The sequence below is a fragment of the Tsukamurella tyrosinosolvens genome (assembly GCF_900104775.1).
GTDB lineage: Bacteria > Actinomycetota > Actinomycetes > Mycobacteriales > Mycobacteriaceae > Tsukamurella > Tsukamurella tyrosinosolvens.
On sequence record NZ_FNSA01000003.1, the window covers coordinates 3734224 to 3760828 of the forward strand.

The following is a 26605-nucleotide window of genomic DNA, read 5'->3' on the forward strand; positions in this document are numbered from 1 at the left end:
GTCCTCTCGTGCGGGACGGAAGTGCTGTCGTGATCCATGACACACGGCGCCCACCCCGCGCGGCCAGGCGTGCCGCGCTATCGTCTCGGATCCGAGACGCGATCTGCGGGGCGACCCTCCGGGTAGTGTGCTCACCGAGGAGGTTCGACGGTGACGATTGCGGACACGGAGGTGGCGTCGCTCTACCGCGCGCAGCGACTGCCCGGCCCCGCGTACCGCCGGCTCAAGGAACTCGTCGTCGAGCAGATCGCCAGTGGCCGCTGGACCGAGGGGCAGCAGCTCCCCGCGGAGACGCAGTTGGCCACCTCGCTCGGCCTGTCGCGCATGACGGTCAACCGCGCGCTGCGTGAGCTCACCGCCGAGGGCCTGGTGGTGCGCACCGCCGGCGTCGGCTCCTTCGTGGCGAAGCCGAAGGCCAGCTCCGCACTCTTCGAGGTGCACTCCATCGCCGACGAGGTGGCCGCGCGCGGCCACCGGCATCGCGCCGAAGTCCGCACCCTGACAGCGGAATCCGCCGATGCTCGCGCGGCGTCGGATCTGGACGTCCCAGAGGGTGCCGCGGTCTTCCACTCGGTGCTGGTGCACTACGAGGACGACCGCGCGATCCAGCTCGAGGACCGGCTCGTCGTCGCGGCGGAAGCGCCCGACTACCTCGGCCAGGACTTCACGCGGCGCACGCCGCACGACTACCTCATGGAGATCGCCCCGCTGATGCGCGGCGAGCACGTCGTCGAGGCGGTCACACCGACCGCGGAGCAGCGCCGCCTCCTGCAGCTCGGCGAGCACGAGGCGGGCCTGATGATCCGGCGCCGCACGTGGTCCCGCGATCGAGTCGTCTCCGTCGCCCGGCTCCTGCACCCGGGTACGCGGTACCGGCTCGAGGGCGTCTTCGACGCGTAGTCGCGGCTACTCCGGTGCGCGACCCGAGATCCGGGACGTGAGCCGGGCGGCACCGTCGCGCAGGATCTGCCCGACGGTGCCGGGCTCGGGCAGGGCCAGGTGGCGTCGCCACGTGGTCGACAGGGCCGCGACCGGGTGCCCGCTGTGGTCGAAGACCGCGGCACCCACGGACCGGAGCCCCGCCGTCACGTCCTCCACCTCGTCGGCCCAGCCCCGCTCCCTGGTCTCCGCGAGGAGGCGGCGCAGCTCCGCGAGCGTGCGTGGGCCGCGGCCGGTGCGGCTCACCAGCGCCGAGGACCGGGTGTACAGGGCGGCCACCTGCGCGTCCGGCAGGGCGGCGAGGATGGCGCGGCCGTTGGCGGTGAGGTGCGCCGGCAGCCGCACCCCCACGTCGGTGATGAGCGAGACCTCGGCGGCCGGCCCCGATGACGGCCGCTCCTTGAGCAGGTACAGCGTCTCGTTGCCGTGCAGCACGCCGAGGTGCACGGCCTGTCCCAGCTGGATCGCGAGGCGGTGCAGGATCGGCTGAGCGAGCCGCTCCAGCGGGGCGTGCCGCAGGTACGCGGAGCCGATCTCGAAGGCCGTGACGCCGAGGCCGTAGCCCTGCTGCTCGGGCAGGTGCACGACGAAACCGCGGTCCTGCAGGACTGTGAGGATGTGATAGACCGACGACCGCGGCAGGTCGAGTTCCCGCGCCAGCGCCGCCGCCGACACCGGCCCCGGCTTCCCGGCCAGGAGCAGGAGGATGTCGAGGGCGCGGCCCACCGCGGGCGAGGCGCTCATGCCCCGGCGCTCATTCCGGTGCCGGCTCGTCCGCTTCGTCGGCCTCCGGCGGCCGCACCGCGTCCGGCCCCTCCGTGAGGAGCGTGGTGAAGCCGTCCTCGTCGAGGATCGGCACGCCCAGCTGCTCCGCCTTGTCGGCCTTGGAACCGGGCGCGTCGCCGATCACGACGAAGGCCGTCTTCTTGGAGACGCTGCTCGCCGCCTTCCCTCCGCGCACGAGGATCGCCTCCTTGGCCTCGTCACGGGAGTAGTTCTGCAGGGATCCGGTGACCACGATGGACATGCCCTCGAGCGTGCGCTGCACGGACTCGTCCCGCTCGTCCTCGAGGCGCACACCCGCGGCGCGCCACTTCTCGACGATCTCGCGGTGCCACTCGACCGTGAACCAGTCGAGCACCGCCTCGGCGATCGTGCGGCCGACCCCGTCGACCTCCGCGAGCCGGTCGACGCCGGCCTCGGCGATCGCGTCGAGACTGCCGAGTTCCTGCGCGAGCGCCCGCGCCGCCGACGGCCCGACGTGGCGGATGGACAGTCCCACGAGCACGCGCCACAGCGGCTTGTTCTTGGCCACATCGAGATTGGTGAGGAGGCGCTGCGCGTTCGCCGAGAGGGTGCCGCCGTCGTTGGTGAACAGCGGGACCTGCAGCAGGTCCTCCTCCGTGAGCGAGAAGACGTCGCCCTCGTTGTGCAGCACCGGCGAGGCGGTGAGCGCGGAGGCGGCCTCGTAGCCCAGCCCCTCGATGTCGAAGCAGTTCCGTCCGGCCAGGTAGAACAGACGCTCGCGGAGCTGGGCGGGGCAGGTCTCGGTGTTGGGGCAGCGGATGTCGGCGTCACCCTCCTTCGACGGCGCGAGGGTCGCGCCGCACTCCGGGCAGGTGACGGGCATGACGAAGGGCCGCTCGGTGCCGTCGCGCAGGTCGACCACGGGGCCGAGCACCTCGGGGATCACGTCGCCGGCTTTGCGGATGGTGACGGTGTCGCCGATGAGCACGCCCTTGCGCTCCACCTCGGAGGCGTTGTGCAGCGTCGCGAACTCGACCGTCGAGCCCGCGACGGTGACCGGTGCCATGTAGGCGTACGGCGTGACGCGGCCGGTGCGGCCCACGTTGACCCGGATGTCGAGCAGCTTCGTGGTCACCTCCTCCGGCGGGTACTTGTAGGCGATGGCCCAGCGCGGCGCGCGCGAGGTGGCGCCGAGGCGGCGCTGGAGGGAGATCTCGTCGACCTTCACCACCAGGCCGTCGATCTCGTGCTCCGGGTCGTGCCGGTGCTCGCCCCAGTAGAAGACGCGGTCGACCACGGCGTCGGCCCCGGACACCTGCTTGGTGTGGGCCGAGACCGGCAGGCCCCAGGCCGCGAGGGCGCGGTAGGCGTCGTGCAGCGAGGACGGCGACCACTCACCCTGGATCCGCCCCAGGCCGTGGCAGATCATCCCGAGCCGGCGCCGCGAGGTGATCTGCGGGTTCTTCTGGCGCAGCGATCCGGCCGCGGAGTTGCGCGGATTGGCGAAGGGCGGCTTGCCCTCCGCGACGAGGCCGGCGTTGAGCTCCTCGAAGTCGGCGAGCCGGAAGAAGACCTCGCCGCGGACCTCCAGCACCTCGGGGATCGGGAACTCGTCCGACGGGGTGAGTACGTGCGGCACGTCCCGGAGGGTGCGGGCGTTGAGCGTCACGTCCTCGCCGGTGCGGCCGTCGCCGCGCGTGGCGCCCCGCACCAGGGAGCCGTTCTCGTACACCAGGTTGAGGGCGACACCGTCGATCTTGAGCTCGGTGAGGAAGACGACCTCGCCCCCGACGTCCTTCTGCACGCGCGCGATCCAGTCGCGCAGCTCCCCCTCGTCGAAGACGTTGTCCAGCGACATCATCCGCTCGAGGTGATCGACCGCGGTGAACTCCGTGGAGAATCCGCCGCCCACCAGCTTGGTGGGCGAATCGGCCACCGCGAGCTCCGGGAACGCGGTCTCCATCTCCTGCAGGCGACGCAGCAGCGCGTCGAACTCCCCGTCGGAGAGCACGGGCGCGTCCTGCACGTAGTACCGGAACTGGTGCCCGCGCACCTCCTCCGCGAGTTCCTGCCACGCGCGGCGGTCGTCCTCGGTCAGCTCCTTCGCCATGCCCAGAAGATTAGTCCAGCGCCCCGACAGGTAGCGGTAACGCACGGCGACCACGGGCGCGATGACGGAACGAGGGGTATCCAGCCGGCGGTGCCGCGATCGACCCGACGGAAGGACGTCGTCATGCACATCGCTCGAACCGCCCTGATCAGTACCGCGTCCGCGGCCCTCCTCGCCGCGGCCGTCGCCCCGACGGCGGGCGCCGACGTGGGTCCGGTCTGCGCGAACAACCCCACCGGCGTCGTCGCGTACGCGAGCAATGCGGTGCGGCAGCAGCCGCCCGCGCCACCCGCCGTGATCCCCGGCGAGATGGTCGTCTCCGCCATTCCGACGCCGTGGAAGGACACCGACTGGAACGCGAGCCTCCGGTGGCGCAACGTCGACACGGGGGCTCAGGGCTCGGTATCGAAGGCGCCGCTGAGCACCGGCGTCGCGCTGTTCGACCGCGTGCCCACGCAGCGCGGCACAGTCGTCTTCACCGTGCGGACCAATCGGATCGGCATCGACCCGCCGACGCTGGAGTGCCACGGGGTCGCGCGGATCTCCTAGGTCACGCCCGCTCGAGCGCGACGGCGTCCGCGACGCGGCGCAGGTGCTCCGCGGCGGCCACCTCGTCGGAGTCGACCGCCGGGTACAGCACGTCGGTGACGCCGGCCTCGCCCCAGCGGGCCAGCCGGTCCCGGTCGGGGCGGCCGTCGAGCGCGACGATGCGAGGGGCACCGTCGCGCCCGTGCTCCCGCCAGATCTCGGCGAACCTGCGCGCGGCGTCGGTGATCCCCCGGTCCTGCGGGGTGGTGATCCAGCCGTCGGCGTTCTTCGCGATCCAGGTGAAGTTCTTGTCCGTGCCGCCGGCCCCGACGAGGACGGGGACCGCGCCCGGCGGCTTGGGCCACGCCCAGCTCGGGCCGAAGGAGACGAACTCGCCCTGGTACTGGGCTTCCTCGTCGCGCCACAGCGCCCGCATCGACTCGAGGTACTCGCGGAGCATCGTCCGGCGGCGTCCCGCGGGGACGCCGTGGTCCGCCAGCTCGTCGAGGTTCCAGCCGAACCCGACGCCGAGGGTCACACGCCCGCCGGAGAGGTGGTCGACGGTGGCGATCGTCTTGGCGAGCGTGATCGGGTCGGCCTGCACCGGCAGCGCGACGGCGGTCGCGAGCTCGATCCGCTCGGTCACCGCGGCGGCGGCCGCCAGGGTGGTCCACGGATCGAGGGTGCGGAGGTAGCGGTCGTCGGGGAGCTCCGCGGTGCCGGTCCCGGGGTGCGCGGCGTCGCGCCGCGTGGGGATGTGACCGTGCTCCGGCACGAAGTAGGAAGCGAAGCCCGCGGCCTCGATCATCGGCGCGAGGCGCTGCGGCGGCAGGCCGCGATCGGAGGTGAACTGGACGATGCCCACGGAGGGGTGCTGATCACTCACCCTCGCAGTAGAACATGTTCCATCGACGCGCGCGGCAGATCCGCCCTAGGGTCTGCAGACATGCCCCATCCGATCATGTTCTCCGACGACGATCCCGTACTCGCCCGCGTGCGGGAGATCGCGCTCGCCTTCCCCGAGTCGACGGAGAAGATCGCGCACGGGCGGCCCACCTTCCGGTGCGGCAAGATGTTCGCGATGTACGGCGGCGGCACGAAGAAGACCGCCGCACGGCCGCACGAGCAGCGCAACACGAGCGTCCTGTTCATCGCGGACCCCGCGGAACGCACGGCGCTCGAACAGGACGAGCGCTTCTACCTGCCCGCGTACATGGCGTCGGCGGGCTGGCTCGGGCTCGACCTGACGGTCGGCACCGTCGACTGGGACGAGGTGCGCGAGCTCATCGACGCGAGCTACCGGCAGATCGCGCCGAAGCGCGCGATCGCCGCGCTCGACGAGGCCTGACGCCCGCTCAGAGACCCGGCCCCTGCTCCCGCAGATCGTCGACGTCCTTCATGGCCCGCCGCAGCTGTCCGAGCCAGTCCTCCGTGTGCTCGCCGACGAGCCGCACGCACCACGCCAGCGCATCCGCGCGCGAGCGCGCCACGCCGGCGTCGACGAGCGTGTCCAGCACGAGGCGCTCCGGCTGCCGCAGCCGCGTCATCACCGGCACCGCCTGGTGCGTGTAGAGGATCGTCTCGGCACCCGTCGAGACGCCCCAGGAGACGCGCCGCTGGTACCGCTCCTGCGCCTCGTCCGCGATCCGCATCCGCTGGTCGCGGGTCTCCTCCCGGAACCGGGCGGCGCGCCCCTCGCGTTGGGCGGTCGACTCCTCGTCGCCGGACGGCAGGACGCCGACCACGACGATCTCCTCGCGATCGACGGTGACCGTCGGCGGACCGTCGAACCAGCCCTCCGGCAACCTGCCCGCGAACCATTCGCCCGCGTCCTTCGCGTCCGGCACCGCTCCGCGCGGTCCTCGTCCTGCCATCATGGGAGACCTCCTCAATCGGTCCTGATTACATGATTACATGATTACTCAGGACGTGCGGGGGTGTCGAGGGGTATCGCCGAGAGCGGAACGCGCCTATCGGCGCGTGAGGGTGATCGAGGGCAGACGCAGCTCGTCGCCCTGCAGGGTGGCGGTCTCACTCGACCCGCGGCGGTCGCGGAGCACCACCTGATCGCCGCTGACGGTGTAGGTGCCGCCGTAGGCATTGACCTGCCCGCGCAGGTCCTCCTCCCACGTCCCGTCGGCCGCGAGGCGGACGACCCAGTCGCCGTTCGCGTACGTGCCGGGCACGTTCGCGGGGATCGCGGCGGCCGGCTGCGCGGGCGCCGACGCGGAGGCCGACGGCGGGGCGGCGGCCGTCGACGGCGCACCCGAGCCCGAGCCCGAGGAGCAGCCCGCGAGCGCACCCGCGGCGATCAGAGCGACGGCGAGCGAGGAGGAACGGCGGAATCCGGTCATAGCGGAACGATACCTTTGCGGCCGCATCACCGCCCCGGTTCGAGCCGCCCGCCCCGCACGACGTGGAAGTCGTAGGCGGACTCGGCGTGCAGGCCGTCGTCGAGGCCGTCGGCCTCGTGCTGCGGGTCGGCCCGCAGCCCGATCGTGGCCTTGAGCGCCAGGCCGATGACGAGGGTCACCGCCATCGCGTAGCCGAGCACCACGACGACCGCGACGGCCTGCCGCCACAGCTGATCGACGCCGCCGCCGTAGAGCAGGCCGTCGCGTCCCGCCGGGGCCGAGGCGCTGCCGACCAGGCCGATCATGAGCATGCCCACCACGCCGCTGACCAGGTGCACGCCCACGACGTCGAGCGAGTCGTCGTAGCGCCAGCGGTACTTGAGCTCGATGGCGTAGGAACTGATCGCGCCCGCGGCGGCACCCACCGCGAGCGCGCCGATCGGCGTGACCGCCGAGCACGACGGGGTGATCGCCACCAGCCCCGCGACGACGCCGGACGCGGCGCCGAAGGACGTGGGCTTGCCGTGCCGCACCTTCTCGACGATCAGCCACGAGACCATCGACACCGCCCCGGCGCCGAGCGTGTTCACGACGATGAGCGCGGCGGAGCCGTTGGCCGCGAGGGTGGAGCCGGCGTTGAACCCGAACCAGCCGAACCACAGCAGTCCGGCGCCGAGCATGACGAAGGGCAGGTTGTGCGGGCGCATCGGATCGCGCGGCCAGCCCGCGCGCCGGCCGAGCAGCAGCGCCATGACCAGGGCCGAGGCTCCGGAGTTGATCTCCACCGCGGTGCCGCCGGCGAAGTCGATCGCCCTGAGGTGTTCGACGATCCAGCCGCCGTGCTCGGCGGTGAGGCCGGGCACCGAGAACACCCAGTGCGCGACCGGGAAGTAGACCAGCGTCGCCCACAGCGCGGCGAAGACGAGCCAGGAGACGAAGCGCATGCGGTCGGCGACCGCGCCGGCGATGAGGGCCACGGTGACCATCGCGAAGCCCGCCTGGAAGGCGACGAAGAGCAGCGCCGGGACCTGCCCGACGAGCGGAACCGCGCCCGCGTCTGACCCGTCGGCCCCGAACGCGCCGAGCAGGCCCCGCAGGCCCGCGAAGGTCGTCGGATCACCCACGACGCCGCCGCGGTCGGGCCCGAAGGTCATGGAGTAGCCGAAGGCGACCCACAGCAGCCACACCACCGGGATGGCGGTGAGGCACATCATCATCATGTTGAGCACGCTCTTGCTGCGCACCATGCCGCCGTAGAACAGGGCGAGCCCCGGGGTCATCAACAGCACGAGCGCGAACGCGGCGAGCAGCCAGGCGGTATCTGCACCATCGACTGCCCCGGTGGTCGGGAACATCGCCGAAGTGTAGCGGGCTAGGCCACCGATGCCTCCGCCAAGACCGACCGAATCTCCTTGCAGGCGTCGAGAATCGGTCGAATCCCGGGCGAACCGGGCGAACCGCACACGGGGGTGACGGTCGCGCGGGCCAGATCGCGGCGCGGCAGGCCGACCTCGTCGTAGAGCCGGAGCGCGGGGGCCGCGAGGTCCTGCGGCGCGGCGCGGCGCGGCGCGGCGACCGCGGGCGCGAGGCCCAGTCCCACGACGGTGCGCGACTCGGCGAGCTCACCGAAGCCCTCGTAGTCGGCCGCGGTCAGCCGGGTCGCGTCGAGCAGCGCACCGTCGACGGGGACGCGGCGCACCACGTCCCAGTCGATGGGCCCGCACAGGTGAACGAGGACCGGGGCACCCGCGTCGTGGAGGGCGTCGACCACGGAGGCGAGCAACTCGGCGGCCTCCGGCGCCGGGACGGCGCGCACGGGGTCGAGCTTGGTGAGCGCGGGGACGGTGCCGTGCACGACCGACCACAGGGACGGCTCGTCGAGCTGCACCACGACGTCGGCGCCGAGCCGTCGCCGCAGGTCGGCGACGTGCCGGACCAGGCCCTCCGTGAGCGACGCGGCGACGTCGCGCATCGCTCCGCGGTCGCGGGCGACGCGGTGGCCGTTCGGCAGCTCCAGGCCGGCGGCGAGGGTCAGCGGGCCCGCGATCTGTATCTTGACCAGGCCCCCGCCCCGGCGGCGGGCGACCTCGTACGCCTCCTCGAACGCGTCCAGGTCCCGCTCCAGGTGGTCACCGGCGAGCCGCGCGACCCGGCCGCCGGGGACGCCGATGCGGTAACCCGTGGTGGAGACGTCGAACCCGATGTCGACGAGCAGGCCGGCGGCGCGGCCGATCATGTCGGCGCCGATCCCCCGGTTCGGGAGCTCGGGCAGGAAGGGCACCTCGAGCTCGCCCACGACGGTGGCCGCCGCCTCACGCGGGTCCGTGCCGGGGACGGAACCGATCCCCGTCACGCCGCCGACCAGCGGTGCGAGGGATTCAGACATGTGCGGGGTCGTGCGCGGTCGAGCGGATCGTGCCCGAGCCCAGCACCAGGTCGCCGCGCTCGGCGTCGGGGGCGTACAGCACCGCGGCCTGGCCCGGCGCCACGCCGCGCAGCGGCGTCGCGAGGTCCAGCACCAGGCGGTCGCCGTCGGCGTGGACGGTGACGGGCGCGAGGCCGCCGTGCGCGCGGACCTGCACCATCGCCTCGACGGGGCCGGACGGCGCGCTCCCGGAGGTCCAGACGGCACCGTCGGCGACGATCCGCGTGACGTCGAGGCGCTCGCCGCGCCCGACGGTCACCTCGCCGGTGGCGGCGTCGATCGCGGTGACGTAGCGGGGCTCGCCGTCGCGGGCCGGGCCGGGCAGGCCGAGGCCCTTGCGCTGGCCGATGGTGAACTCGTGCACGCCGGCGTGCTCGCCGAGCCGCTCGCCGGTCTCCCCGTCGACGACGGCGCCGGGGCGCACGCCGATGCGGGCGCCGAGGAAGGCCTGGGTGTCGCCGGACGGGATGAAGCAGATGTCGTGGCTGTCGGGCTTCTCGGCGAGCGCGAGGCCGCGGCGCGCGGCCTCCTCGCGGATCAGCGGCTTCGGGGTGTCGCCGACGGGGAACAGCGCGCGGGAGAGCTGCTCGGCGGTGAGGACGGCCAGCACGTACGACTGGTCCTTGTCGGCGTCGACGGCGCGGCGCAGCTCGCCGCCCTCGAGGCGCGCGTAGTGGCCGGTGGCGACGGCGTCGAAGCCCAGCGCGTAGGCCCGCTCGGCGAGCGCCGAGAACTTGATCTTCTCGTTGCAGCGCAGGCAGGGGTTCGGGGTCTCCCCCGCGGCGTAGGCGGCGACGAAGTCGTCGATCACGTCCTCGCGGAAGCGGTCGGCGAAGTCCCAGACGTAGAACGGGATGCCCAGCACGTCCGCGGCGCGGCGGGCATCGCCGGCGTCCTCCTTGGAACAGCAGCCGCGCGAGCCCGTGCGGAGGGTCCCCGGAGCCTCGGACAGGGCGAGGTGCACGCCGACCACGTCGTGCCCGGCCTCGACGGCCCGCGCCGCGGCGACGGCGGAGTCCACGCCGCCACTCATCGCGGCCAGCACGCGCATCAGCGGACCCCCGTGAAGCTCAGCCCGGCGGCGCGGGCGCGGTCGACGACCTGGCCCAGCGCGTCGAGCACCGCGTCGACGTCGGCCTCCGTGTTCTCGGGGCCGAAGGAGAAGCGCAGCGAGCCGCGCGCCACACCGGGGTCGGCGCCCATGGCCTCGAGGACGTGGCTGACGCGCGCGACGCCCGCGCTGCAGGCGGACCCGGTGGCGCACTCGATGCCGCGGGCGTCGAGCAGCATGAGCAGCGAATCGCCCTCGCAGCCGGCGAAGGAGACGTGGGCGATGCCCGGCAGCGCCGGGATGTCGTGCGCGGCACCGCCGTTGATCACGGCGCCCTCGAAACCACGGACGCCCGCGATGAGGCGGTCGCGCAGCGCGGCGCGGCGGCGCGCCTCCTCGTCCATGCGGCCGATCGCCACCGTCAGCGCGGCGGCCATGCCCGCGGCGCCGGCGACGTTGGGCGTGCCGGAGCGCAGGTCGCGCTCGTGGCCGCCGCCGTGCGCCAGCGGCACGAGGGCGACGCTGCGGCCGATGAGCATGGTGCCGACGCCCTGGGGCCCGCCGAACTTGTGCGCGGCGTTGGTGAGCACGGCGAGGCCGCTCGCGTCGAAGTCGATGGGTACGTGGCCCGTGGCCTGGGTGGCGTCGGAGTGCATCGGCACGCCGTGGCGCGCGCACTCGGCGGCCAGCTCGGCGATCGGTTGCAGGGTGCCGACCTCGTTGTTGGCCCACATGACGCTGACCAGTGCGACGGTGCCGGCCGCCTCGTCGAGCGCGGTGCGCAGGTCGGCCGGGTCGACGAGGCCGCGGTGGTCGACGGGCAGCAGCCGCACGACGGCGCCCTCGTGCTCGCCGAGCCACTCGATCGCGTCGAGCACGGCGTGGTGCTCGACCGCGGAGGCGATCACGGTGACCGCGGCGGGGTTCTCGGCGCGGCGGGCCCAGTACAGGCCCTTCACGGCGAGGTTCACGGCCTCGGTGCCACCGCCGGTGAAGACCACCTCGGAGGGGCGGGCGCCCAGCTCCCGCGCGATCGACTCGCGCGATTCCTCGAGGATGCGGCGGGCGCGCCGGCCGGAACCGTGCTGCGAGGAGGCGTTGCCCGGTCGCGCGGACGCCTGCGCCATCGCCGCCATCGCCTCGGGCACCATCGGGGTGTCCGCGGCGTGGTCGAGGTACACGGGGTTCTCGCGGTCGGGAGTCATCGCGCTACAACGATACGCCGGGTCACGAGCCTCTCCCTCCAGGGTGACCCCGCCCCTCCGCGGCGCTCAGGCCGCGAGCGGCAGCGCCGGGGCGGCCTCGAGGAACTCCGCGTCGGCGAACACCGCGGCCTCGGCTCGCGCGGCCAGCGCTCCGCGGCCGGCGCCGACCCACTGACCGGCGTCGATGACCTCGGTGGCGTGGACGCGCACCGCGACGCCGCGGGCGGCGATGACCCGGGACAGCGTGCTGAACTCGGTGTCGGACCCGACGTAGGCGGCGACGGCGCTCTGCCGCGCGCCCCGCGCCGGGCCCGGCAGCCGCATCGAGTAGCGCAGCGAGACCGGCACGACATCGGCGCGGGCGTCGATCGCGGACTGGAAGAAGGCGGGCCGGAATTCGCCGCGGTGGGCCCCGCAGTAGGTCGTGCCCTCGGGGAAGAGCGCGACGGTTCCGCCCCGTCGGAGCAGGTCCGCGACGTGATCGACGGTGGCCGGGAGCTCCCGCAGGCGCTCGCGGCGCAGCGGGATCGCGCCGAAGGCGCGCATCAGCGCCGCGATCGGGCGGACGTCGAAGATGTCGGCCTTGGCGACGAACGCGGCGGGCGCGATCGAGGCGATGGCGACGATGTCCAGCAGCGACTGGTGGTTCGCCACCACGAGGGAGCGCAGCGGCACGTTGCCCACCGGCTCGACGCGCATGCCGAGCGCGAACAACATCGCCCGCGCGCCGCCGCGGATGACGACGCGGCGGGCCGTGGCGCCGCAGGGGTACGCGAGGGCCAGTGCGAGCAGGCCGGCCACCATCACCGTGAAGAGCGCGGCCCAGCGCACGGCCCGCAGCCAGGCAGCGGTCTCCTGCGGCTCGTCGGCGGAGCAGGCCCCGTCGCACGGGGAGACCTGCTGCCAGGGGTGCCGGGCCAGTTCCGCGACGGGGATCATGGCTAGAGGCTTCCCGCCGCCTGCTGCAGCCGTTCGAGGTAGCGCACGTTGAACCGGGTGCGGTCGATGATCATCGGGAAGTCGGCGACGTCGAAGACCGGGTCGTAGCTGGGCGCGCCGAGGATCTCCGCGTTCATCCGCAGGTAGCCGGTCACGAGCGGCGGGAAGGTGCGGCGGGATGCGGGCTCCGCAGTGATCTCCTCGACCGCGGTGCGCGGGGTCACCACCCACTGGGCGCGGTGCTTGGCGTCGACCAGCTCGCGGACGGCGCGGACCGTCGCGCCGCGGCCGTAGCCCTCGTACTGCATCGGGACGCTGACGGCTCCCATCGCGTACCGGATGCCGCGCAGGTCGCTGTAGGCGAGCAGGCCGGCCCACATGAGGCACAGGACGCCGCCGGTGCGGTGGTCGGCGCGCACGCAGGCCCGCCCCATCTCCAACGTCTCGGGGCGGATGTGGTCGAGGGCGCCGAGCTCGAACTCGGTGGCCAGGTACAGGCCGCCGGCGGCGATCGCGCCGGGCGGCGGGAGGATCCGGTAGCAGCCGACGATCGCGTCGCTGGGCTTGTGCCGGATCACGAGATGGTCGCAGAACTCGTCGAACCGGTCGGCGTCGCGGCCGTCGACGACCCCCGCCATCGAGGCCTCGAAGCCCGGCTCCGAACCGAAGACCTCGTAGCGCAGCCGCTGCACCGTGTCGACGTCGTCGGCACGGGTGGTGAGCACCACTTCGTACTCGGCTCCGTGGATCAGGGTCTCGCGTGCGGGGGTCCGGCCGGTGAGCAGTGTTCCCGGTGTACTCATGACCTCACAGTGGGCCGGTCAGGCGACCTGCCGGTGAACCGCGACCGCGCGGGTCGGTGAATCCTGTGAGAACGCGGGTGAATAGCGGGCTACGCGCCGGTGCCGCGCGCCGCCGTCAGAGCGTCGGGCGCGGGATGTTCGGCGGCATGGACGCGACGTATTCGGCGGCCTCCGCGAACTGCAGGGAGTCGATCGCGCCGCCGAGCGGCAGCTCGGGCTCGACCGGCGCGATCGTGCGCTCGGCCGCGAGCAACGCGCCGACGGTGCCGTACTCGGCCACCGCGCGCAGCTGGGACCAGGTGGGCGGCAGGAGGAAGCAGTGCCCCGCGGACCAGTCGTCCAGGGCCTGCGCGGCGGTCCGCCAGCCGGCCTCCTCGACCTCGCTGGTGCGGTCGTCGGCGCGCTGGCCGTCGGGCAGGGCCGCGAGGAAGAAGCGGGTGTCGTAGCGGCGCTTCTCGTTCTTGGGCGTGATCCAGTGCGCGAAGGGCCTGAGCAGGTCGGCGCGGAGTACGAGGCCCTCGTCGCGGAGGAACTGCGCCAGGGAGATCTCCTTGGCCTCGAGCCGCGCACGGGCGGGCGCGAGGGCCGCGACGTCGGGGGCGCCGCCGTCGGCCGCGGAGACGAGCAGGACGCCGCACTCCTCGAAGGTCTCGCGCACGGCGGCGCAGACCAGCTGGCGGGCGTCGCGCTCGCCGGCGCCGAAGCGCTCGGCCCACCACCGCGCGGCCGGCCCCTGCCAGGCGAGATCGGCCTCGCCGTCGCGGGGATCCACTCCCCCGCCGGGGAAGACGGTCATCCCGCCGGCGAAGGCCATCTGCTGGACGCGGCGCTGCAGGAAGACCTCGATCCCGTCCTCGCCGTCGCGCACCAGGACGACGGTGGCCGCATCCTTGGGCTGGGGCGGCGCCGTGGGAGATTCGATGTTCGAAGACATTCGCTCACCGTATCCGACCCGCGCGCGTCGATGTCCGGTTCGGTGCCGCCGCCCTCAGCCGAGGCCGAGCGCCCTGGTCAGGGCGCCGGCACCGTCCTCGACGGCGCCCGTCAGGTCGGCGAGTTCGCGCTCCGTTCCGGGATCCGACGGGGCCGCGCCCGCGGCGGCCGCGAGCCGTCGGAGAGCGCGCCGGAAGGGGAGGTCGAACCCGCCGCCGTACGCGTCGGGCGGGCCGGGCGCACCGTCGGGTCCGGCTGCCGCGCCGAGTGCCCCGGCGAGCGCCGACGCCCGCGCGGCCAACTCCCCGGTCAGGCCCCCGACGGTGCGCTCCCCGACGGGCGCCGCGAGATCGGCCTCCGCGGCCTCCGAGAGGACGGCCGCGTACTCCCGCACGGCCCGCTCCAGATCCGACGTGTCCATGGCGCCCCCAGTAGGTTCGAATGATCGACGGTGCAGCTCTACCGTGCACCACGGTAGACGATTTTCATGCACCACGGTAGAGGACCTGGAGGAGCCATGGCCACCGAGGAACCCGCGCCCGAGCCGGACCTCGCGGAAGCGGTCGGCGTCCTGGGGCGTCGCCTGATGTCGCTCGAGGAGCCGATCCTCCGCGAGGCCGGCGTCTCGATGTGGGAGTACGCCATCCTGACCACGCTGCTGCGGGGCGGCGCGGTCTCCCAGGTCGAGCTGTCCCGGCGGACGGGCCGCGACACCACTCGACTCGGGAAACACCTGGGCGAGTTGGAGTCCCGCGGCCTCGTCGCGCGGGAGCAAGCCGAGGACGCCCGGCGCCGCACCGTCGCCGCGACCACTGCGGGCGCGACCGCTCAGCTGCACGCGCAGCGGCGGATCCGCGCCGCCGAGGACGAACTCCTCGCCGCGCGACTGTCCGCCCAGGAGGCGGCGACGCTGCGCCGCCTGCTCGCCCGGCTCCTGCCGGAGTAGCCCCGACAGCTCCTACTGCGGCGGCGCGAAGGTACGCAGGCGCCGGATCAGGCCGGTGAGCCGCTCGACGGTGGCGTTCTCGGGATCCGTCAGATGCAGACACAGCAGCTCGCGCGCGGTCGCGTGCACCACCCGCGCGAGGTACTCCGGATCCTCGATCCCGGGAAAGGTGCTGCGCAGGCTCAGCTCCATGAACGCGACCACGGCGTCCCGCGATTCGGCGAGGCGCTCGTGCAGGGCGGGCGGCGCGCCCTCGGGCGGCAGGAGGAAGAGGCGCCACCCCGCCGGGTTCTCGTCGATGGCGCGCACCGCCCCCTCGAAGGCCGAGACGAAGGGATCGTTGTCGGACTCCGGCGCGACCTCCGCGACGGCGTCGAGGTACTGCGACCCGATCCGGTCGGCCTCGCGGTCGATGAGCGCGACGAGCAACCCCGCGACATCGCCGAACTGCTGATAGAGCACCGTCCGCGTGACGCCCGCGTCGTCGGCGATGCGCCGCGGCGTGGCCGCGTGGAACCCCTCGGCGGCGACGATGTCGTGCGCCACGTCGAGGATCTGCTCGCGCCGCTCCGTGGCGGTCATCCGGGTTCTCGTCATCCCTTGACAGGCTAACTTACACCCTGTCATCGTGATACTTACGCGATGAAAGTTAAGGAGCGTTCACGATGCGGCACTACCCCGGACTCGCCGAGCGGGTGCGCTCCCAGGCGGCCCTGCAACCGGATCTGTACGGCGACGTCGACTTCGAGACCCCGCCCCATCGGCACACCGCCGACCCCGACGTCCCGTCCGCGCTGCACCCCCGGATGGGCCGCCGCGCCGCGACGCTCGACGACGAGCGGACCGTCGAGCTGATCGCCACCACCACGCTCCTCGGTGACGTCGTCGCCGACCCCTACGCCTCGCTCGAACCCCGCTTCGGCACGAAGACGCTGGTCGCGATGCTGCGCGAGGCCTGCCGAGAGGGGATCGACGCCGTGCCCGACGCCCCGGAGGAACTGCGCGCCTTCCTCGCCGCGATGGAGGACACACCCGCCTGGGTCGACATGCGCCTGGTCGAGGAGGGTGCTCGCCTCGCGCGCGTCGGCTCCGCCCTGACCTCGCCGTTCATCACCCGCGGCGTCTTCCTCGCCACCTTCCTCAACACCTACGCCGCCCTGCCGATGGCCCTGACCGGCGCGCTCTCGGGAAAACGCGCCGCGCGGCGGATCAACGAGACCGCGAACTTCTTCGCCGTGACCACCCTGCCCGGCGCGCTGCAGCGGCACCGCGAGGGCTTCGAGGCCGCCGCCATGGTGCGCCTGATGCACTCGATGGTGCGGTACCACGCGCTCACCCGGCCCGGCGCCTGGAACCGCGAGGTCTACGGCATCCCCATCCCCCAGGTCGACCAGATGCCCGCGGGCACCATCGGCAGCTACCTCCTGGCGATCCGGGCGGTGAAGGAGAAGCGCGACTTCGACGCCCACGAGCGCGCGATCGTCGAGTTCAACCGCTACCGCTGCTTCCTGCTGGGACTCCCCGAGGAGCTGCTGCCCACCACGCCGAAGGACATCGTGCGGGTCTTCCTCGCCCGGGCGGCCCTGCTCCGCGACGACTTCGACGACGAGACCTGCGGCGCGCTCGTCCGGTCGTCGATGGAGGCGTACCTGCGGCCGGACCGCGGCCCCGTCGACGAGGTCGCCAGCCTGGTCGAGAAGGCCTGGAGCAAGACCTCGTTCGCGATCGCCTTCTGCGACGGCAGGCCGTCGAAGGCCGCGCGGATGGGCGTGGACTTCACACCCGTGGACGTGGCGCTGGTAGCGCTCACCGCGCCGTTCATCGGGGGCCGCACGATCGCCGCGGAGATCGGCGTCCGGATCCCCCTCGTGCGCGACGGGGTCGACCGCTACCTGACCAGGCTCATCCATCAGCGCCTCGCCACCTACGGCCACCCGGAATTCGTCTCCGACGGTGCCGATTACGCGAGGGCCTGAGCCGTCTCCGCCGGATTGCGGACGGTGGCCCAGGCGACCGCGCCGCCGATGACGCACAGCGCTGCGGAGACGAGCATCGCCCGGCCGAAGCCGTCCTGGAGCGAGGCTCCACTCGGGTCCGTGATCCCCACGGCGAGCGGGAGGACGGCCACGGCGAGCAGGCTCGCGAACCGCGAGATCGCGTTGTTCGCCCCGGACGCCGCACCGACGTACTCCGCCGGCACCGCCGCGAGCACCGTCGCCGTGAGCGGCGCGACGGTCATGGCCATGCCCAGACCGAAGACGAGGATGCCGGGGAGCACCCCGCCCCAGTAGGTCGCGCCGGGGACGACCAGGACCAGCAGCGCGAGCCCCACCCCGGCGACCAGTGGACCCGCCGTCATCAGTGCACGGGGCCCGGTCCGCTGCGCCAGAGCACCCATCCGGCCGGAGAGGACCAGCATGATCGCCGTGAACGGCACGAACGCCAGGCCGGCCTGGAGCGCGCTGTAGCCCAGGTTCGCCTGCAGGTGCAGCGAGAGCAGGAACAGCGCGCCGCCGAGTCCGGTGTACACGGCGAGGGTCACGACGTTCGTCCCGCTGAACTGCGGCGACCGGAACAGCCTCAGCGGGACGAGCGGATCCGCCGCGCGGTGCTCGACGAACGGGAACGCCGCCACAGCGAGCACCCCGACGACCAGCGCCGCCACGACGGTCGGCGTCCACCCCTGGACCGGGGCCTCGATCAGTGCGAAGGTCACCCCGCCCAGGCCGATCGTCACGCTCACCGCGCCGGCCACGTCGAGCGGCCCCCGCACGCGCGCGTCCCGGATCCGCGGGACGTGCCGGACCGTGAGCACCAGGGCGACCGCCGCCAGCGGGACGTTGATGAGGAAGACCCACCGCCACGACGCGGCGTCGACCAGCCAGCCCCCGACGAACGGCCCGATCGCCGACGAGACACCACTGAGCCCTGCCCAGACCCCGATCGCGCGGCCGCGGTCCTCCGCCCGGATGACCGTCTCGATCATGGCGAGGCTGCTCGGCACCAGCAGCGCGCCGCCGATGCCCTGCACCACGCGCGCGAGGATGAGCACCTCGCCGGTGGGGGCGAGGCCGCACCCGACGGAGGCCACGGTGAAGACCACCAGGCCGACCAGGAAGACGAGGCGCCGGTCGTACCGGTCGCCGAGCGCGCCCCCGAGCAGCAGCAGGGCGCTGAGGGTGAGCAGATACCCGTCGAGCACCCACTGCAGCATCGAGAGCCCGCCACCGAGATCGCGTCCGATCGCCGGCAGCGCGACGTTGACGACCGAGCCGTCGAGGAACGCGACGCCCGATCCGAGTGCCGCGGCGGCGATGAGCCATCGACCGGAGGCGGACGCCAGCGCCAGGCGCGGGGTCGCGCCGTCACCTGCCGCCGTCATGTCGCGCGACCGCGCGCGCCGCGCTGCACCAGGGCTGCCACGCCGAAGGATCCGGCGAGCCCACCGGCGAGCATCGCCGCAGCGCCGGGCAGCAGCCCGGCCGCGGGACGCCGCACGCCCTCCCTGGCGAGCCGCGAGGATGCCCACAGCCAGAACGGCAGCACCGCGATCGGCGTCGTGGCGACGCCGGGCGCGTAGCCGCCGCACCGCGCCGCCATCGCGAGGTGGGAGACGCCGTGCAGCCCGTACGCCAGCAGCGCGGATTGGTACCAGGCCGATCGCCCGCCCGTGCGGGCGCCGTCGAGGGCTGCGGCGCCGACCGCCACGCCCATCGCGCCGATCGCCGTGCGCGCCAGACCGTCCGAGACCGGCAGCCCGCGCTCGCGCGCCCACGGCCCGATCGTGAACCACTCCTCCGTGTCGTGGATCGCCCACGCGACGAACAGGCCGACCGTCGCCGCGCGGGCACGGCTCCACTGCGTTCCGTCATACAACGAAACTAGACCGAACCGGCCCGGACTCGCGCGCGGCGGGCCCGGGTCAGCGGACGTCGAAGGAACCGCTGCCCGGCGTCGGAGCCAGCACGACCGCCACGGTGCCGGAGCTGACGAAGCGCGCGGTGTAGGCGACCCGGCCGGTTCCCGTCTGCGCGACGGCCGTGTCCGGGACCTGCCCCAGAGTGAAGGGCTTCACGGTGACCGAACCCCGGGCGCCGGTCCGCAGGTTGCGGAAGTCGATGCGCACCAGCGACATGTACGAGTTGTAGCCGACGGAGCTGTGCGCGGCCAGCCGGACCTCGCCCGGACGGCCCGTCGTGTCGGCGCCGATCCTGGTGGTGAAGGGCTGCGGGATACCGAGTCCGGCGACCTGGGTCGCGGTCAGCGGCACCTGGGGCACGGCGAGCGGCGCCGCCTGGGCCGGCGCGGCGATCCCGGCGACCAGCCCCGCCGCGGCGATCCCGGTGACGAGCGTCTTCCTCAGCATGTGCGTCCTCCTCCGATTCGTCCGAGCCACAGGAGTTGCGGCGCGAAGGTTCCTCAGACGTGAGGTCGGCCCCGGCCTTGCGATCGTTACACCGGTGGGCCCCGTCGCGCGCCGTGGACACCGCTGCGATCAATGCCCGCCGTGCGATCCGGCGGGCGCGGACGGGGCGCCCGACGCGGGCATCGCCATCGCCATTCCCGGCATCTCCAAGCGGGTGGGCGAGGTCTGCCCCTTCTCCGCGACGACGAACTGGCCCATCATGCCGCGATCCTCGTGGTAGAGGAGGTGGCAGTGGTACATGTACGGCATCGTCAGGTCGGTGTAGTCGGTGAACCGCATCGCGAGGGCGCAGGTGTCGCCGGGCGCTAGGTAGACGGTGTCCTTCCAGCCCCGCAGGTGCGCCGGCGGGGTCTTCCCGTTGAACGACGCGACCTGGAACTGCACGTCGTGGATGTGGAAGTTGTGCGGCCAGTTGTCCTTGTTGCGCACCGTCCACACCTCGGTCGTGTCGACGACGGGTGCGAGATCGATGCGACTCATGTCCATCCGCTCACCGTTGATCATGTACCACTGCAGGTCGAAGGCGCGCGCCTTCGGCGACGGTGCCGTGGCCCCCGCGGCGAGCGGCGCGATGACGCCGAGATCGCGGGGCACGGCACCGGCCCCGGTCTCGAGCGCGCCGGCACCGACCAGCTCGAGCACGTCCAGGGTGTCGTCCTGTCCGTACTCCCGGGCCGTCTCGCCGGAGATCCTGCCGCGCTGCGTGATCGGGAAGGAGCGCAACATCGTGCGCTCGCCGGCGCTCACCCGGACGACGATCTCGGCCCGCTCGCCCGGGCTGAGCATGAGCCGGTCCAGGGACACCGGTGCGGCGAGCAGCCCGCCGTCGGAGGCGATCATCTCGAACCGGCGGCCGTCGGCGAAGCCGAATTCGAAGCAGCGCGCGGACGCGCCGTTGAGCAGGCGCAGGCGCATCCGGTCGCGGCGTGCGACGAGGCTCGCGCCGGCGATGCCGTTCGTGATCACGGTCGGCCCGATGAGCCCCGTCTCGCCGGGCGCCGTCTCGTCGAGTTCGCCCGCGGGCGTGAACTTCCGGTCCTGCACGACGACGGGGACGTCGTCGACGCCGTATTCGGACGGCAGGCCCAGCGCGGCCTGCGCGTCGTCGTCGACGAGGAAGAAGCCGGAGAGCCCCCGGTAGACGTGCTTCTCGGTCACCCCGTGCGGGTGCGGGTGGTACCAGAGCGTCGAGGCGCGCTGCCGCACCGTCCATTCCGCCTTCCACGTCGCGCCCGGCTCGACCATCTGGTGCGGGCCGCCGTCGGCGCGGGCGGGGACGTGCATGCCGTGCCAGTGCACGCTGGTCGCCTCGGTGAGACCGTTCCGCACGGTCACCGCGACCTTCTCGCCGTCGCGGGCGCGCAGGGTGGGGCCGAGGATGTCGCCGTTGAAGCCCCACGTCGCGCTGCGCCGGCCCGCGACGATCTCCGTGGATCCCGCCCGCGTCGCGAGGTCGAACCGGCGCACCCCGTCTGCGCCCACGACCGAGCGTGCGAGCGGCGGGATCGGCAGGGCGCGACGGCCGCCCGGCAGGACGGACGCGCCGGGGGTCGACGGTGCCGCCGTCGCGCGGCATCCGGCGACGGCGGCGCCCGCGAGCGGTGCGGCGATCAGGGCAGCGAGGAAACGGCGGCGGTTCGTGCCTGCGCCGGCTCGTGGCCGCGCGGCGGTATTCGTGATCATGCCTCCAGCGTCGTCGGCGGCGGAACGGTGCGACTCCGCCCTTCGGACACGGAATCCGCGCCCAGGACTGGCCGGGAGGGGGTTGACATTCCCTGATTCCGGCGTTATGTGCGCTGGTCACGGCTTCTCTCCCGGCCCCGCGGTGTCGTACGGTGCTGCCATGTCGCGCACCAGCTGGACCGTCGGGGTGCGGGTCGCTCCCCTCGTGGTGGTGCCCGTGTTGCTCGCGGTGAGCGTGTACCCCGGGAGGTTCCACGCCTCGCCCGCCTACATCGCCGGATCGATGCTCGCCGCGGCCCTGTTCGCGTTTGGGGGGCGCGCGCCGTTCGCCGTCTCGCTCGCGTTGTCCGTGCTGTGCGGCGGTCTGCTCTCCGCAGAGGCCTGGGGTCCCGCCGGGCTCGTGCCGTACCTCGCCGCTCTCGCCCTCGCCGAACTCGCAGCCTCGCAGCGGCCGCGGTGGCAGGTGGTCACCGCGACGCTCGTGTGGGCGGCCTGCTACATCACCGGATCGCTGTTCGACGACGAGCAGCACACGCTGATCCGGGTGCTGGCCGAGACGCTCAGCTTCGTCGGACTCCCCGTCGTCGGCGGGCTGTACATGCGGGAGCGGTTCGCCCAGGCGGAACGGGAGCGGCGCGCGCTCGCGGAGGAGGCGCGGCAGGCCCGCCGCGACGAGCGCGCCGCCCTCGCCCGCGAACTGCACGACCTCATGGCGCACCACATGTCGGCGATCTCGCTCCGGGTGGGCGTCGCCCGCACCGTCTACGCGGGCATCGACCCCGGCCTCGACGAGGTGCTCTCGGACATCCACGAGACCGCCACGGATTCGCTCGGCGACATCCGGCGTCTCCTCGCCGCGATGCGGGAGCGGGACCCGGTGCAGGGCCGGACGATCGACGACACCGAGACCGAGGTGCGGCGGGCGGTGGAGCGCACGGCCGACGCGGGCTTCGACGTCCGCTCGCGCATCGACCTGGGCGCGGGGCCTCCGGCCGCGATCGATGCGCTGACGCTGGTCCGGGTCGTGCAGGAGGCACTGACCAACGTCATGAAGCACGCGCCGCGCGGCGCGACGGTCACCGTCGACGTCGGGCGCTCCGACGACGCCTGGGAGGCGCGGGTGTCGAGCCCGCTGCCCGCGCAGGCGCACCGGGGGCACGGCTACGGCCTCACCGGGATGGCCGAGCGCGCGGACCTCGCCGGCGGGGCCATCACGGCGGGCCCCGACGGCGATCACTGGGTGGTCGCGCTGTCGGTGCCGGTCCGCGCGTCCTAACGGGGCGGAGCCGCTACCGGGGCGCGAAGCGCGCCAGCTCGACCCGCGACCCGGCGCCCGTCTTCTGCCGCAGGTTCGCGATGTGTGCCTTCACAGTCGACTCCGCGACGTGCAGCCGGGCCGCGATCGCCGCGTTGGCCAGCCCCTCGGCGACCAGGGCGAGCACGTCGCGCTCGCGGTCGGTGAGCGGCACCGCGGGCTCCTCGGCCGCCGGCGCCGAGCCGGCGGACCGCGCGCGCAGCGCCTCGTCGAGCACGCGGCGCGCGGGGCCGGGCGACATCGGCACCTCCCCGCCGAGCGCCCGCCGCAGGCCGTCGAGCAGCGCCTCCGGGGCGATGTCCTTGACCAGGAAACCGACGGCGCCCGCGGCGAGGGCGGGGTACATGTGCTCGTCGTCGTCGAAGGTGGTGAGCACGACGATACGGGCCGCCGGGTCCGCGGCCATGATCCGCTCGATCCCGTGCACGCCGTCCGCGCCCGGCATCCGCAGGTCCATGAGCACGACGTCGGGCGCGAGCTCGCGATAGGCGCGGGCGGCCTCGTCGCCGTTCGTCGCCTCGCCCGCGACGGTGAAGTCGGGGGCGGAGGTGAGCAGCATCGTCAGGCCGTCGCGGATCAGCCGCTGGTCGTCGACGATCAACACACTGTTCACGGGGACGATCCTAGACGCGGGCGCGCCCGCCCCCCGCCCCGTCGGTGAGGTCAGCCCTGCGCCTCGCGGACCGCCCGCTCGATCCGCTCCCCGATTCCGGCGTCGATGTTCTTCCAGTAGTCGAAGGCGCGGAGGAGCACCGGTTCCGTCACGCCGTCGAGCAGGTGGCCGGAGACGTTCGACACCAGTCGCTCGCGCTGCGCGTCGTCCATCACGTCGCGGACCAGCGTGCCGGCCTGGCCCCAGTCGTCGTCCTCGCGGTGCGCGACGTACGCCGCCCGCACCAACTCCCCGTCGGCCGCCCACTGCGGCTCGGGCTGCCCGGGGTAGTCGGCGGCGGGGCCGCCCTTGGAGTTCGGCGCGTACACCGGATCGCGGACGGGATCGATCCGCATGGCGCCGTCCTTGGAGTAGCTCCGCACCTCGGTACGCGGCCGGTTCACGGGGATCTGCTTGTAGTTCGCGCCGAGCCGCGCGCGGTGGGCGTCGGCGTACGCGAAGACGCGCCCGAGCAGCATCCGGTCCGGGCTGAACCCGATGCCGGGGACGACGTTGCTGGGCTCGAACGCGGCCTGCTCGATCTGGCTGTGGTTGTCGGTCGGGTTGGTGTGCAGCGTCATCCGACCGACCTCCCGCAGCGGGTAGTCGGAATGCGGCCACACCTTCGTCAGGTCGAACGGGTTGAACCGGTAGTCGGCCGCGTCGTCGAACGGCATCAGCTGCACCGTGAGAGTCCAGCTCGGGTGCTCCCCGCGGGCGATGGCGTCGAACAGGTCCCGGACGTGGAAGTCGCCGTCGGCGCCGGCCAGCCGGTCGGCCTCGTCCTGCGTGAGGGTCTCGACGCCCTGGTCGGACAGGAAGTGGTACTTGACCCAGTGCTTCTCCCCCTCCGCGTTGACCCACAGGTACGTGTGCGAGCCGTAGCCGTTCATGTGGCGCCACGACTTCGGGATGCCGCGATCGCCCATCAACCAGGTGACCTGGTGCGCGGACTCCGGCGACAGGGTCCAGAAGTCCCACTGCATGTCGTGGTCGCGGAGGTTGTTGTCGGCGCGGCGCTTCTGCGAGCGGATGAAGTGCTGGAACTTCATCGGGTCCTTGATGAAGAAGACCGGGGTGTTGTTGCCGACCAAGTCGTACACGCCCGCCGGGGTGTAGAACTTCAGCGCGAAACCCCGCGGGTCACGCCACGTGTCCGGGCTCCCCCGCTCCCCCGCGACCGTCGAGAACCGCGCCATCATCTCCGTCTTCGCGCCCGGCGCGAAGACCTCCGCGCACGTGAACGCCGAGACGTCGGCGGTCGTCTCGAACGTGCCGAACGCACCGCTGCCCTTCGCATGCGGCTGCCGTTCGGCGATCCGCTCGCGGTTGAACTGCGCCATCTGCTCGATCAGGTAGTGGTCGTGCAGGACGATGGGGCCCGCGGCGCCGACGGTCAACGAGTGCTCGTCGCTGCCCGCGGGAGCGCCGGAGTCGGTCGTGGTGAAGTTCGCGTTCTCGGACATGGCTGTTCTCCTCCGCGTATGTGGTTGTCGTTCAGGGCTGTTCACGCCCGTCGGGCTGAACGACGGGCGGAATCGCAGTCCTCTCCCCACCGTAGCGAACACGAGCGAGCCCCGCCCGGAAGGATCCGGACGGGGCTCGCTCGTGAGGGTGGTGCGCTCAGCCCTTGTGGGCCTTGACGGCCTCGGTGAGCTGCGGGGCGACGTCGAACAGGTCGCCCACGATGCCGTAGTCGGCGATCTCGAAGATCGGGGCCTCTTCGTCCTTGTTGACGGCCACGATGGTCTTCGAGGTCTGCATGCCGGCGCGGTGCTGGATGGCGCCCGAGATGCCCAGGGCGATGTACAGCTGCGGCGACACGGTCTTGCCGGTCTGGCCGACCTGGAACTGGCCCGGGTAGTAACCCGAGTCGACGGCGGCACGCGAGGCGCCGACGGCGGCACCGAGCGAGTCGGCGAGCTCCTCGACGACCGAGAACTTCTCGGCCGAGCCCACGCCACGGCCACCGGAGACGACGATGGTCGCCTCGGTGAGCTCCGGGCGGTTGCCGCCCTGGATCGGCTGCTTCGAGACGACCTTCACGTCGTTCTCGGCCGCGGCCGGGACGGCCACGTCGACGATCTCACCGGCGCCGGCGACACCGTCGGCCTCGACGGCACCGGGGCGCAGCGACGCGACGGGGGTGTCGCCACCGGCGGTGGCCTCGACGGTGAACGCGCCACCGAAGATCGAGTGGGTGGCGGTGCCACCGGGGCCGAAGGCGATCGCGTCGGCGATCAGGCCGGAGCCGAGGCGCGCGGCGACGCGGCCGGCCACCTCCTTGCCCTCGAACGTGGCGGCGGTGAGGATCGCGGCGGCGCCCTGGCTCTCGGCGAGCTCGGCGAGCACGCCGACCTTCGGGGTCACCAGGTGGGCGTCGGCGTCGGCCGACTCCGCGCGGTAGATCTTGGCGGCGCCGGCGGCCTTGAGCTGCTCGGCGACGGCGTCGGTGGTGCCGGGGGCGCCCACGACGACGGCGGCGGGCTCACCCAGCGCCTTGGCGGCGGTCAGCAGCTCAGCCGTGACCTTCTTCAGCTTCCCGTCGACCTGCTCGACGAGGACGAGTACGTCTGCCATAACGGCTTCTCTCCTTATGAGGGGGTTCGAGGGGTCTTAGATGATCTTCTGGCCGATGAGGAACTGCGCCACCTTGGTGCCGCCGTCGCCCTCGTCCACGACCTTCTCGCCCGCCTCCTTGGGCGGCTTCGGGGTGACAGCCGTGACGGTGGTGCCGGCGTTCGCGCCGCCGACCTCGTCGAGCTCCACGCCGATCTCCGCGAGGGAGAGCACGTTGATCTCCTTCTTCTTCGCGGCCATGATGCCCTTGAAGGAGGGGAAGCGGGGCTCGTTGATCTTCTCGTTGACCGAGACGATGGCGGGGAGCGAGGCCTCGAGCTCGAAGATGCCCTCGTCGGTCTCGCGCTCGCCCTTGAGCGAGTCGCCGTCGACGGTGAGCGTGCGCATGTGCGTCAGCTGCGGCAGGCCCAGGTACTCGGCCAGGATGGCCGGGACGGCGCCGACGCGACCGTCGGTGGCCTCGTTACCGGCGATGACGAGCTCGACGCCCTCGATGGTGCCCAGCGCGCGGGCGATGACCCAGGAGGTCTGGATCGCGTCCGAGCCGTGCATGGCGTCGTCCTGGACGTGGACGGCCTTGTCGGCACCCATGGAGAGCGCCTTGCGGATCGCGTCGGTGGCGCTCGCGGGGCCGACGGTCAGAACGGTGACCTCGCCGCCGTGGGCCTCCTTGATCTGGAGCGCGGCCTCGACGGCGCGCTCGTTGATCTCCTCGAGCCACGGGTCGATCGACCTGTCGACCGTGAAGTCATCGGACAGCTTGCGCTCGGACCCGGGATCGGGAGCCTGCTTGATCAGTACGACTACGTTCGTCATTGGTCTTCGTCGACCTCCATCGATGATCGGGATACTCGTAGGGCACATTCTCACACTGCCGCGAGGTACGGAAAATCGTCCCCCGCCGCAGGTTCTGCGAGTAGAACGTAGCACCGCCTCACCACACTGTTTAACGCCAGAGTAAGTTACCGA

At 72.9% G+C, this 26605-nt stretch carries 28 protein-coding genes; 6 read left to right on the forward strand and 22 right to left on the reverse strand.

Annotation, left to right across the window (positions count from 1 at the left end):
- The first annotated feature begins 150 nt into the window (after positions 1 to 150).
- Positions 151 to 900 carry a histidine utilization transcriptional repressor HutC gene (hutC, locus tag BLW32_RS20440; protein ID WP_068521621.1) on the forward strand — a complete coding sequence of 250 codons (750 nt, stop codon included), beginning with the start codon at positions 151 to 153 and terminating at the stop codon, positions 898 to 900.
- A gap of 6 nt (positions 901 to 906) precedes the next feature.
- Here the strand turns inward: hutC and BLW32_RS20445 are convergent, their stop codons facing one another.
- Positions 907 to 1683 carry an IclR family transcriptional regulator gene (locus tag BLW32_RS20445; RefSeq protein WP_068739522.1) on the reverse strand — a complete coding sequence of 259 codons (777 nt, stop codon included), beginning with the start codon at positions 1681 to 1683 and terminating at the stop codon, positions 907 to 909.
- Between the two features lie 10 nt (positions 1684 to 1693).
- The gene (gene ligA, locus BLW32_RS20450) at positions 1694 to 3796 is read right to left on the reverse strand and encodes an NAD-dependent DNA ligase LigA (RefSeq protein WP_068739523.1); all 2103 of its coding nucleotides are present in this window, start codon (positions 3794 to 3796) and stop codon (positions 1694 to 1696) included.
- A gap of 123 nt (positions 3797 to 3919) precedes the next feature.
- Between ligA and BLW32_RS20455 the strand changes: the two genes are divergently transcribed.
- The gene (locus tag BLW32_RS20455; RefSeq protein ID WP_139286274.1) at positions 3920 to 4345 is read left to right on the forward strand and encodes a hypothetical protein; all 426 of its coding nucleotides are present in this window, start codon (positions 3920 to 3922) and stop codon (positions 4343 to 4345) included.
- Between the two features lies 1 nt (position 4346).
- Here BLW32_RS20455 and BLW32_RS20460 read toward each other — a convergent pair whose 3' ends face one another.
- Positions 4347 to 5210, reverse strand: a complete 864-nt coding sequence (locus tag BLW32_RS20460) for a TIGR03619 family F420-dependent LLM class oxidoreductase (protein ID WP_231857282.1) — start codon at positions 5208 to 5210, stop codon at positions 4347 to 4349.
- A gap of 60 nt (positions 5211 to 5270) precedes the next feature.
- Here BLW32_RS20460 and BLW32_RS20465 point away from each other — a divergent pair, with 60 nt between their 5' ends.
- The gene (locus BLW32_RS20465; RefSeq protein ID WP_068521629.1) at positions 5271 to 5672 is read left to right on the forward strand and encodes an MmcQ/YjbR family DNA-binding protein; all 402 of its coding nucleotides are present in this window, start codon (positions 5271 to 5273) and stop codon (positions 5670 to 5672) included.
- 7 nt (positions 5673 to 5679) lie between these two features.
- Here the strand turns inward: BLW32_RS20465 and abmR are convergent, their stop codons facing one another.
- From abmR to BLW32_RS20515, 10 genes are all read right to left on the reverse strand, one after another.
- Complete coding sequence (gene abmR / locus BLW32_RS20470) at positions 5680 to 6201, reverse strand: ATP-binding transcription factor AbmR (protein WP_068739525.1); 522 nt, start codon at positions 6199 to 6201, stop codon at positions 5680 to 5682.
- A gap of 93 nt (positions 6202 to 6294) precedes the next feature.
- Positions 6295 to 6678, reverse strand: coding sequence for a hypothetical protein (locus tag BLW32_RS20475; RefSeq protein WP_068739526.1), 384 nt, complete (start codon positions 6676 to 6678; stop codon positions 6295 to 6297).
- A gap of 26 nt (positions 6679 to 6704) precedes the next feature.
- Positions 6705 to 8033, reverse strand: coding sequence for an ammonium transporter (locus BLW32_RS20480; RefSeq protein ID WP_068739527.1), 1329 nt, complete (start codon positions 8031 to 8033; stop codon positions 6705 to 6707).
- A gap of 17 nt (positions 8034 to 8050) precedes the next feature.
- Positions 8051 to 9064 carry a uroporphyrinogen decarboxylase/cobalamine-independent methonine synthase family protein gene (locus tag BLW32_RS20485; RefSeq protein WP_068739528.1) on the reverse strand — a complete coding sequence of 338 codons (1014 nt, stop codon included), beginning with the start codon at positions 9062 to 9064 and terminating at the stop codon, positions 8051 to 8053.
- A complete protein-coding gene (gene mnmA / locus BLW32_RS20490; RefSeq protein ID WP_068521638.1) occupies positions 9057 to 10154 on the reverse strand; it encodes a tRNA 2-thiouridine(34) synthase MnmA in 1098 nt (365 codons plus the stop codon). The genes BLW32_RS20485 and mnmA overlap by 8 nt, the downstream gene beginning before the upstream one ends.
- A complete protein-coding gene (locus BLW32_RS20495) occupies positions 10154 to 11359 on the reverse strand; it encodes a cysteine desulfurase family protein (protein WP_068739529.1) in 1206 nt (401 codons plus the stop codon). The genes mnmA and BLW32_RS20495 overlap by 1 nt, the downstream gene beginning before the upstream one ends.
- 66 nt (positions 11360 to 11425) lie before the next feature.
- Positions 11426 to 12298: a lysophospholipid acyltransferase family protein gene (locus BLW32_RS20500; RefSeq protein WP_068739530.1), complete on the reverse strand. Its 873-nt coding sequence runs from the start codon at positions 12296 to 12298 to the stop codon at positions 11426 to 11428.
- A 2-nt stretch (positions 12299 to 12300) separates the two neighbouring features.
- Positions 12301 to 13101, reverse strand: coding sequence for a GNAT family N-acetyltransferase (locus BLW32_RS20505; RefSeq protein ID WP_068521644.1), 801 nt, complete (start codon positions 13099 to 13101; stop codon positions 12301 to 12303).
- A 115-nt stretch (positions 13102 to 13216) separates the two neighbouring features.
- The gene (locus BLW32_RS20510) at positions 13217 to 14035 is read right to left on the reverse strand and encodes an NUDIX hydrolase (protein ID WP_068739531.1); all 819 of its coding nucleotides are present in this window, start codon (positions 14033 to 14035) and stop codon (positions 13217 to 13219) included.
- Positions 14036 to 14089: 54 nt separating this feature from the next.
- On the reverse strand, positions 14090 to 14455 hold the full coding sequence (locus tag BLW32_RS20515) for a hypothetical protein (RefSeq protein ID WP_068739532.1): 366 nt from the start codon (positions 14453 to 14455) through the stop codon (positions 14090 to 14092).
- Positions 14456 to 14551: 96 nt separating this feature from the next.
- Between BLW32_RS20515 and BLW32_RS20520 the strand changes: the two genes are divergently transcribed.
- Positions 14552 to 14980 (forward strand): MarR family winged helix-turn-helix transcriptional regulator, encoded by a 429-nt coding sequence (locus BLW32_RS20520; RefSeq protein WP_068521647.1) that lies wholly within the window; start codon positions 14552 to 14554, stop codon positions 14978 to 14980.
- Positions 14981 to 14992: 12 nt separating this feature from the next.
- On the opposite strand, the gene BLW32_RS20525 is transcribed toward BLW32_RS20520, so the two are convergent.
- The gene (locus tag BLW32_RS20525) at positions 14993 to 15577 is read right to left on the reverse strand and encodes a TetR/AcrR family transcriptional regulator (protein ID WP_231857283.1); all 585 of its coding nucleotides are present in this window, start codon (positions 15575 to 15577) and stop codon (positions 14993 to 14995) included.
- 68 nt (positions 15578 to 15645) lie between these two features.
- Here BLW32_RS20525 and BLW32_RS20530 point away from each other — a divergent pair, with 68 nt between their 5' ends.
- Entirely contained in the window at positions 15646 to 16956 is a 1311-nt protein-coding gene (locus BLW32_RS20530) for an oxygenase MpaB family protein (protein ID WP_068739534.1), read from the forward strand.
- On the opposite strand, the gene BLW32_RS20535 is transcribed toward BLW32_RS20530, so the two are convergent.
- The 4 genes from BLW32_RS20535 to BLW32_RS20550 form a co-directional block, all read right to left on the reverse strand.
- Entirely contained in the window at positions 16941 to 18362 is a 1422-nt protein-coding gene (locus tag BLW32_RS20535) for an MFS transporter (RefSeq protein WP_068739535.1), read from the reverse strand. The genes BLW32_RS20530 and BLW32_RS20535 overlap by 16 nt on opposite strands.
- The gene (locus BLW32_RS20540) at positions 18359 to 18856 is read right to left on the reverse strand and encodes an HXXEE domain-containing protein (RefSeq protein ID WP_068739536.1); all 498 of its coding nucleotides are present in this window, start codon (positions 18854 to 18856) and stop codon (positions 18359 to 18361) included. Before BLW32_RS20540 ends, BLW32_RS20535 begins: the two co-directional genes overlap by 4 nt.
- A 46-nt stretch (positions 18857 to 18902) precedes the next feature.
- Entirely contained in the window at positions 18903 to 19346 is a 444-nt protein-coding gene (locus BLW32_RS20545) for a hypothetical protein (RefSeq protein WP_068739537.1), read from the reverse strand.
- Between the two features lie 129 nt (positions 19347 to 19475).
- A complete protein-coding gene (locus tag BLW32_RS20550) occupies positions 19476 to 21089 on the reverse strand; it encodes a multicopper oxidase family protein (RefSeq protein WP_068739539.1) in 1614 nt (537 codons plus the stop codon).
- Positions 21090 to 21249: 160 nt separating this feature from the next.
- Between BLW32_RS20550 and BLW32_RS20555 the strand changes: the two genes are divergently transcribed.
- A complete protein-coding gene (locus BLW32_RS20555) occupies positions 21250 to 22365 on the forward strand; it encodes a sensor histidine kinase (protein WP_068739541.1) in 1116 nt (371 codons plus the stop codon).
- Positions 22366 to 22378: 13 nt separating this feature from the next.
- On the opposite strand, the gene BLW32_RS20560 is transcribed toward BLW32_RS20555, so the two are convergent.
- From BLW32_RS20560 to BLW32_RS20575, 4 genes are all read right to left on the reverse strand, one after another.
- Entirely contained in the window at positions 22379 to 23017 is a 639-nt protein-coding gene (locus BLW32_RS20560) for a response regulator (RefSeq protein ID WP_074850737.1), read from the reverse strand.
- Between the two features lie 50 nt (positions 23018 to 23067).
- Positions 23068 to 24522 carry a catalase gene (locus BLW32_RS20565; protein ID WP_068739543.1) on the reverse strand — a complete coding sequence of 485 codons (1455 nt, stop codon included), beginning with the start codon at positions 24520 to 24522 and terminating at the stop codon, positions 23068 to 23070.
- Between the two features lie 157 nt (positions 24523 to 24679).
- Positions 24680 to 25636, reverse strand: a complete 957-nt coding sequence (locus BLW32_RS20570; RefSeq protein WP_068521664.1) for an electron transfer flavoprotein subunit alpha/FixB family protein — start codon at positions 25634 to 25636, stop codon at positions 24680 to 24682.
- A gap of 36 nt (positions 25637 to 25672) precedes the next feature.
- Positions 25673 to 26452: an electron transfer flavoprotein subunit beta/FixA family protein gene (locus BLW32_RS20575; RefSeq protein WP_068521666.1), complete on the reverse strand. Its 780-nt coding sequence runs from the start codon at positions 26450 to 26452 to the stop codon at positions 25673 to 25675.
- Positions 26453 to 26605 lie beyond the last annotated feature (153 nt).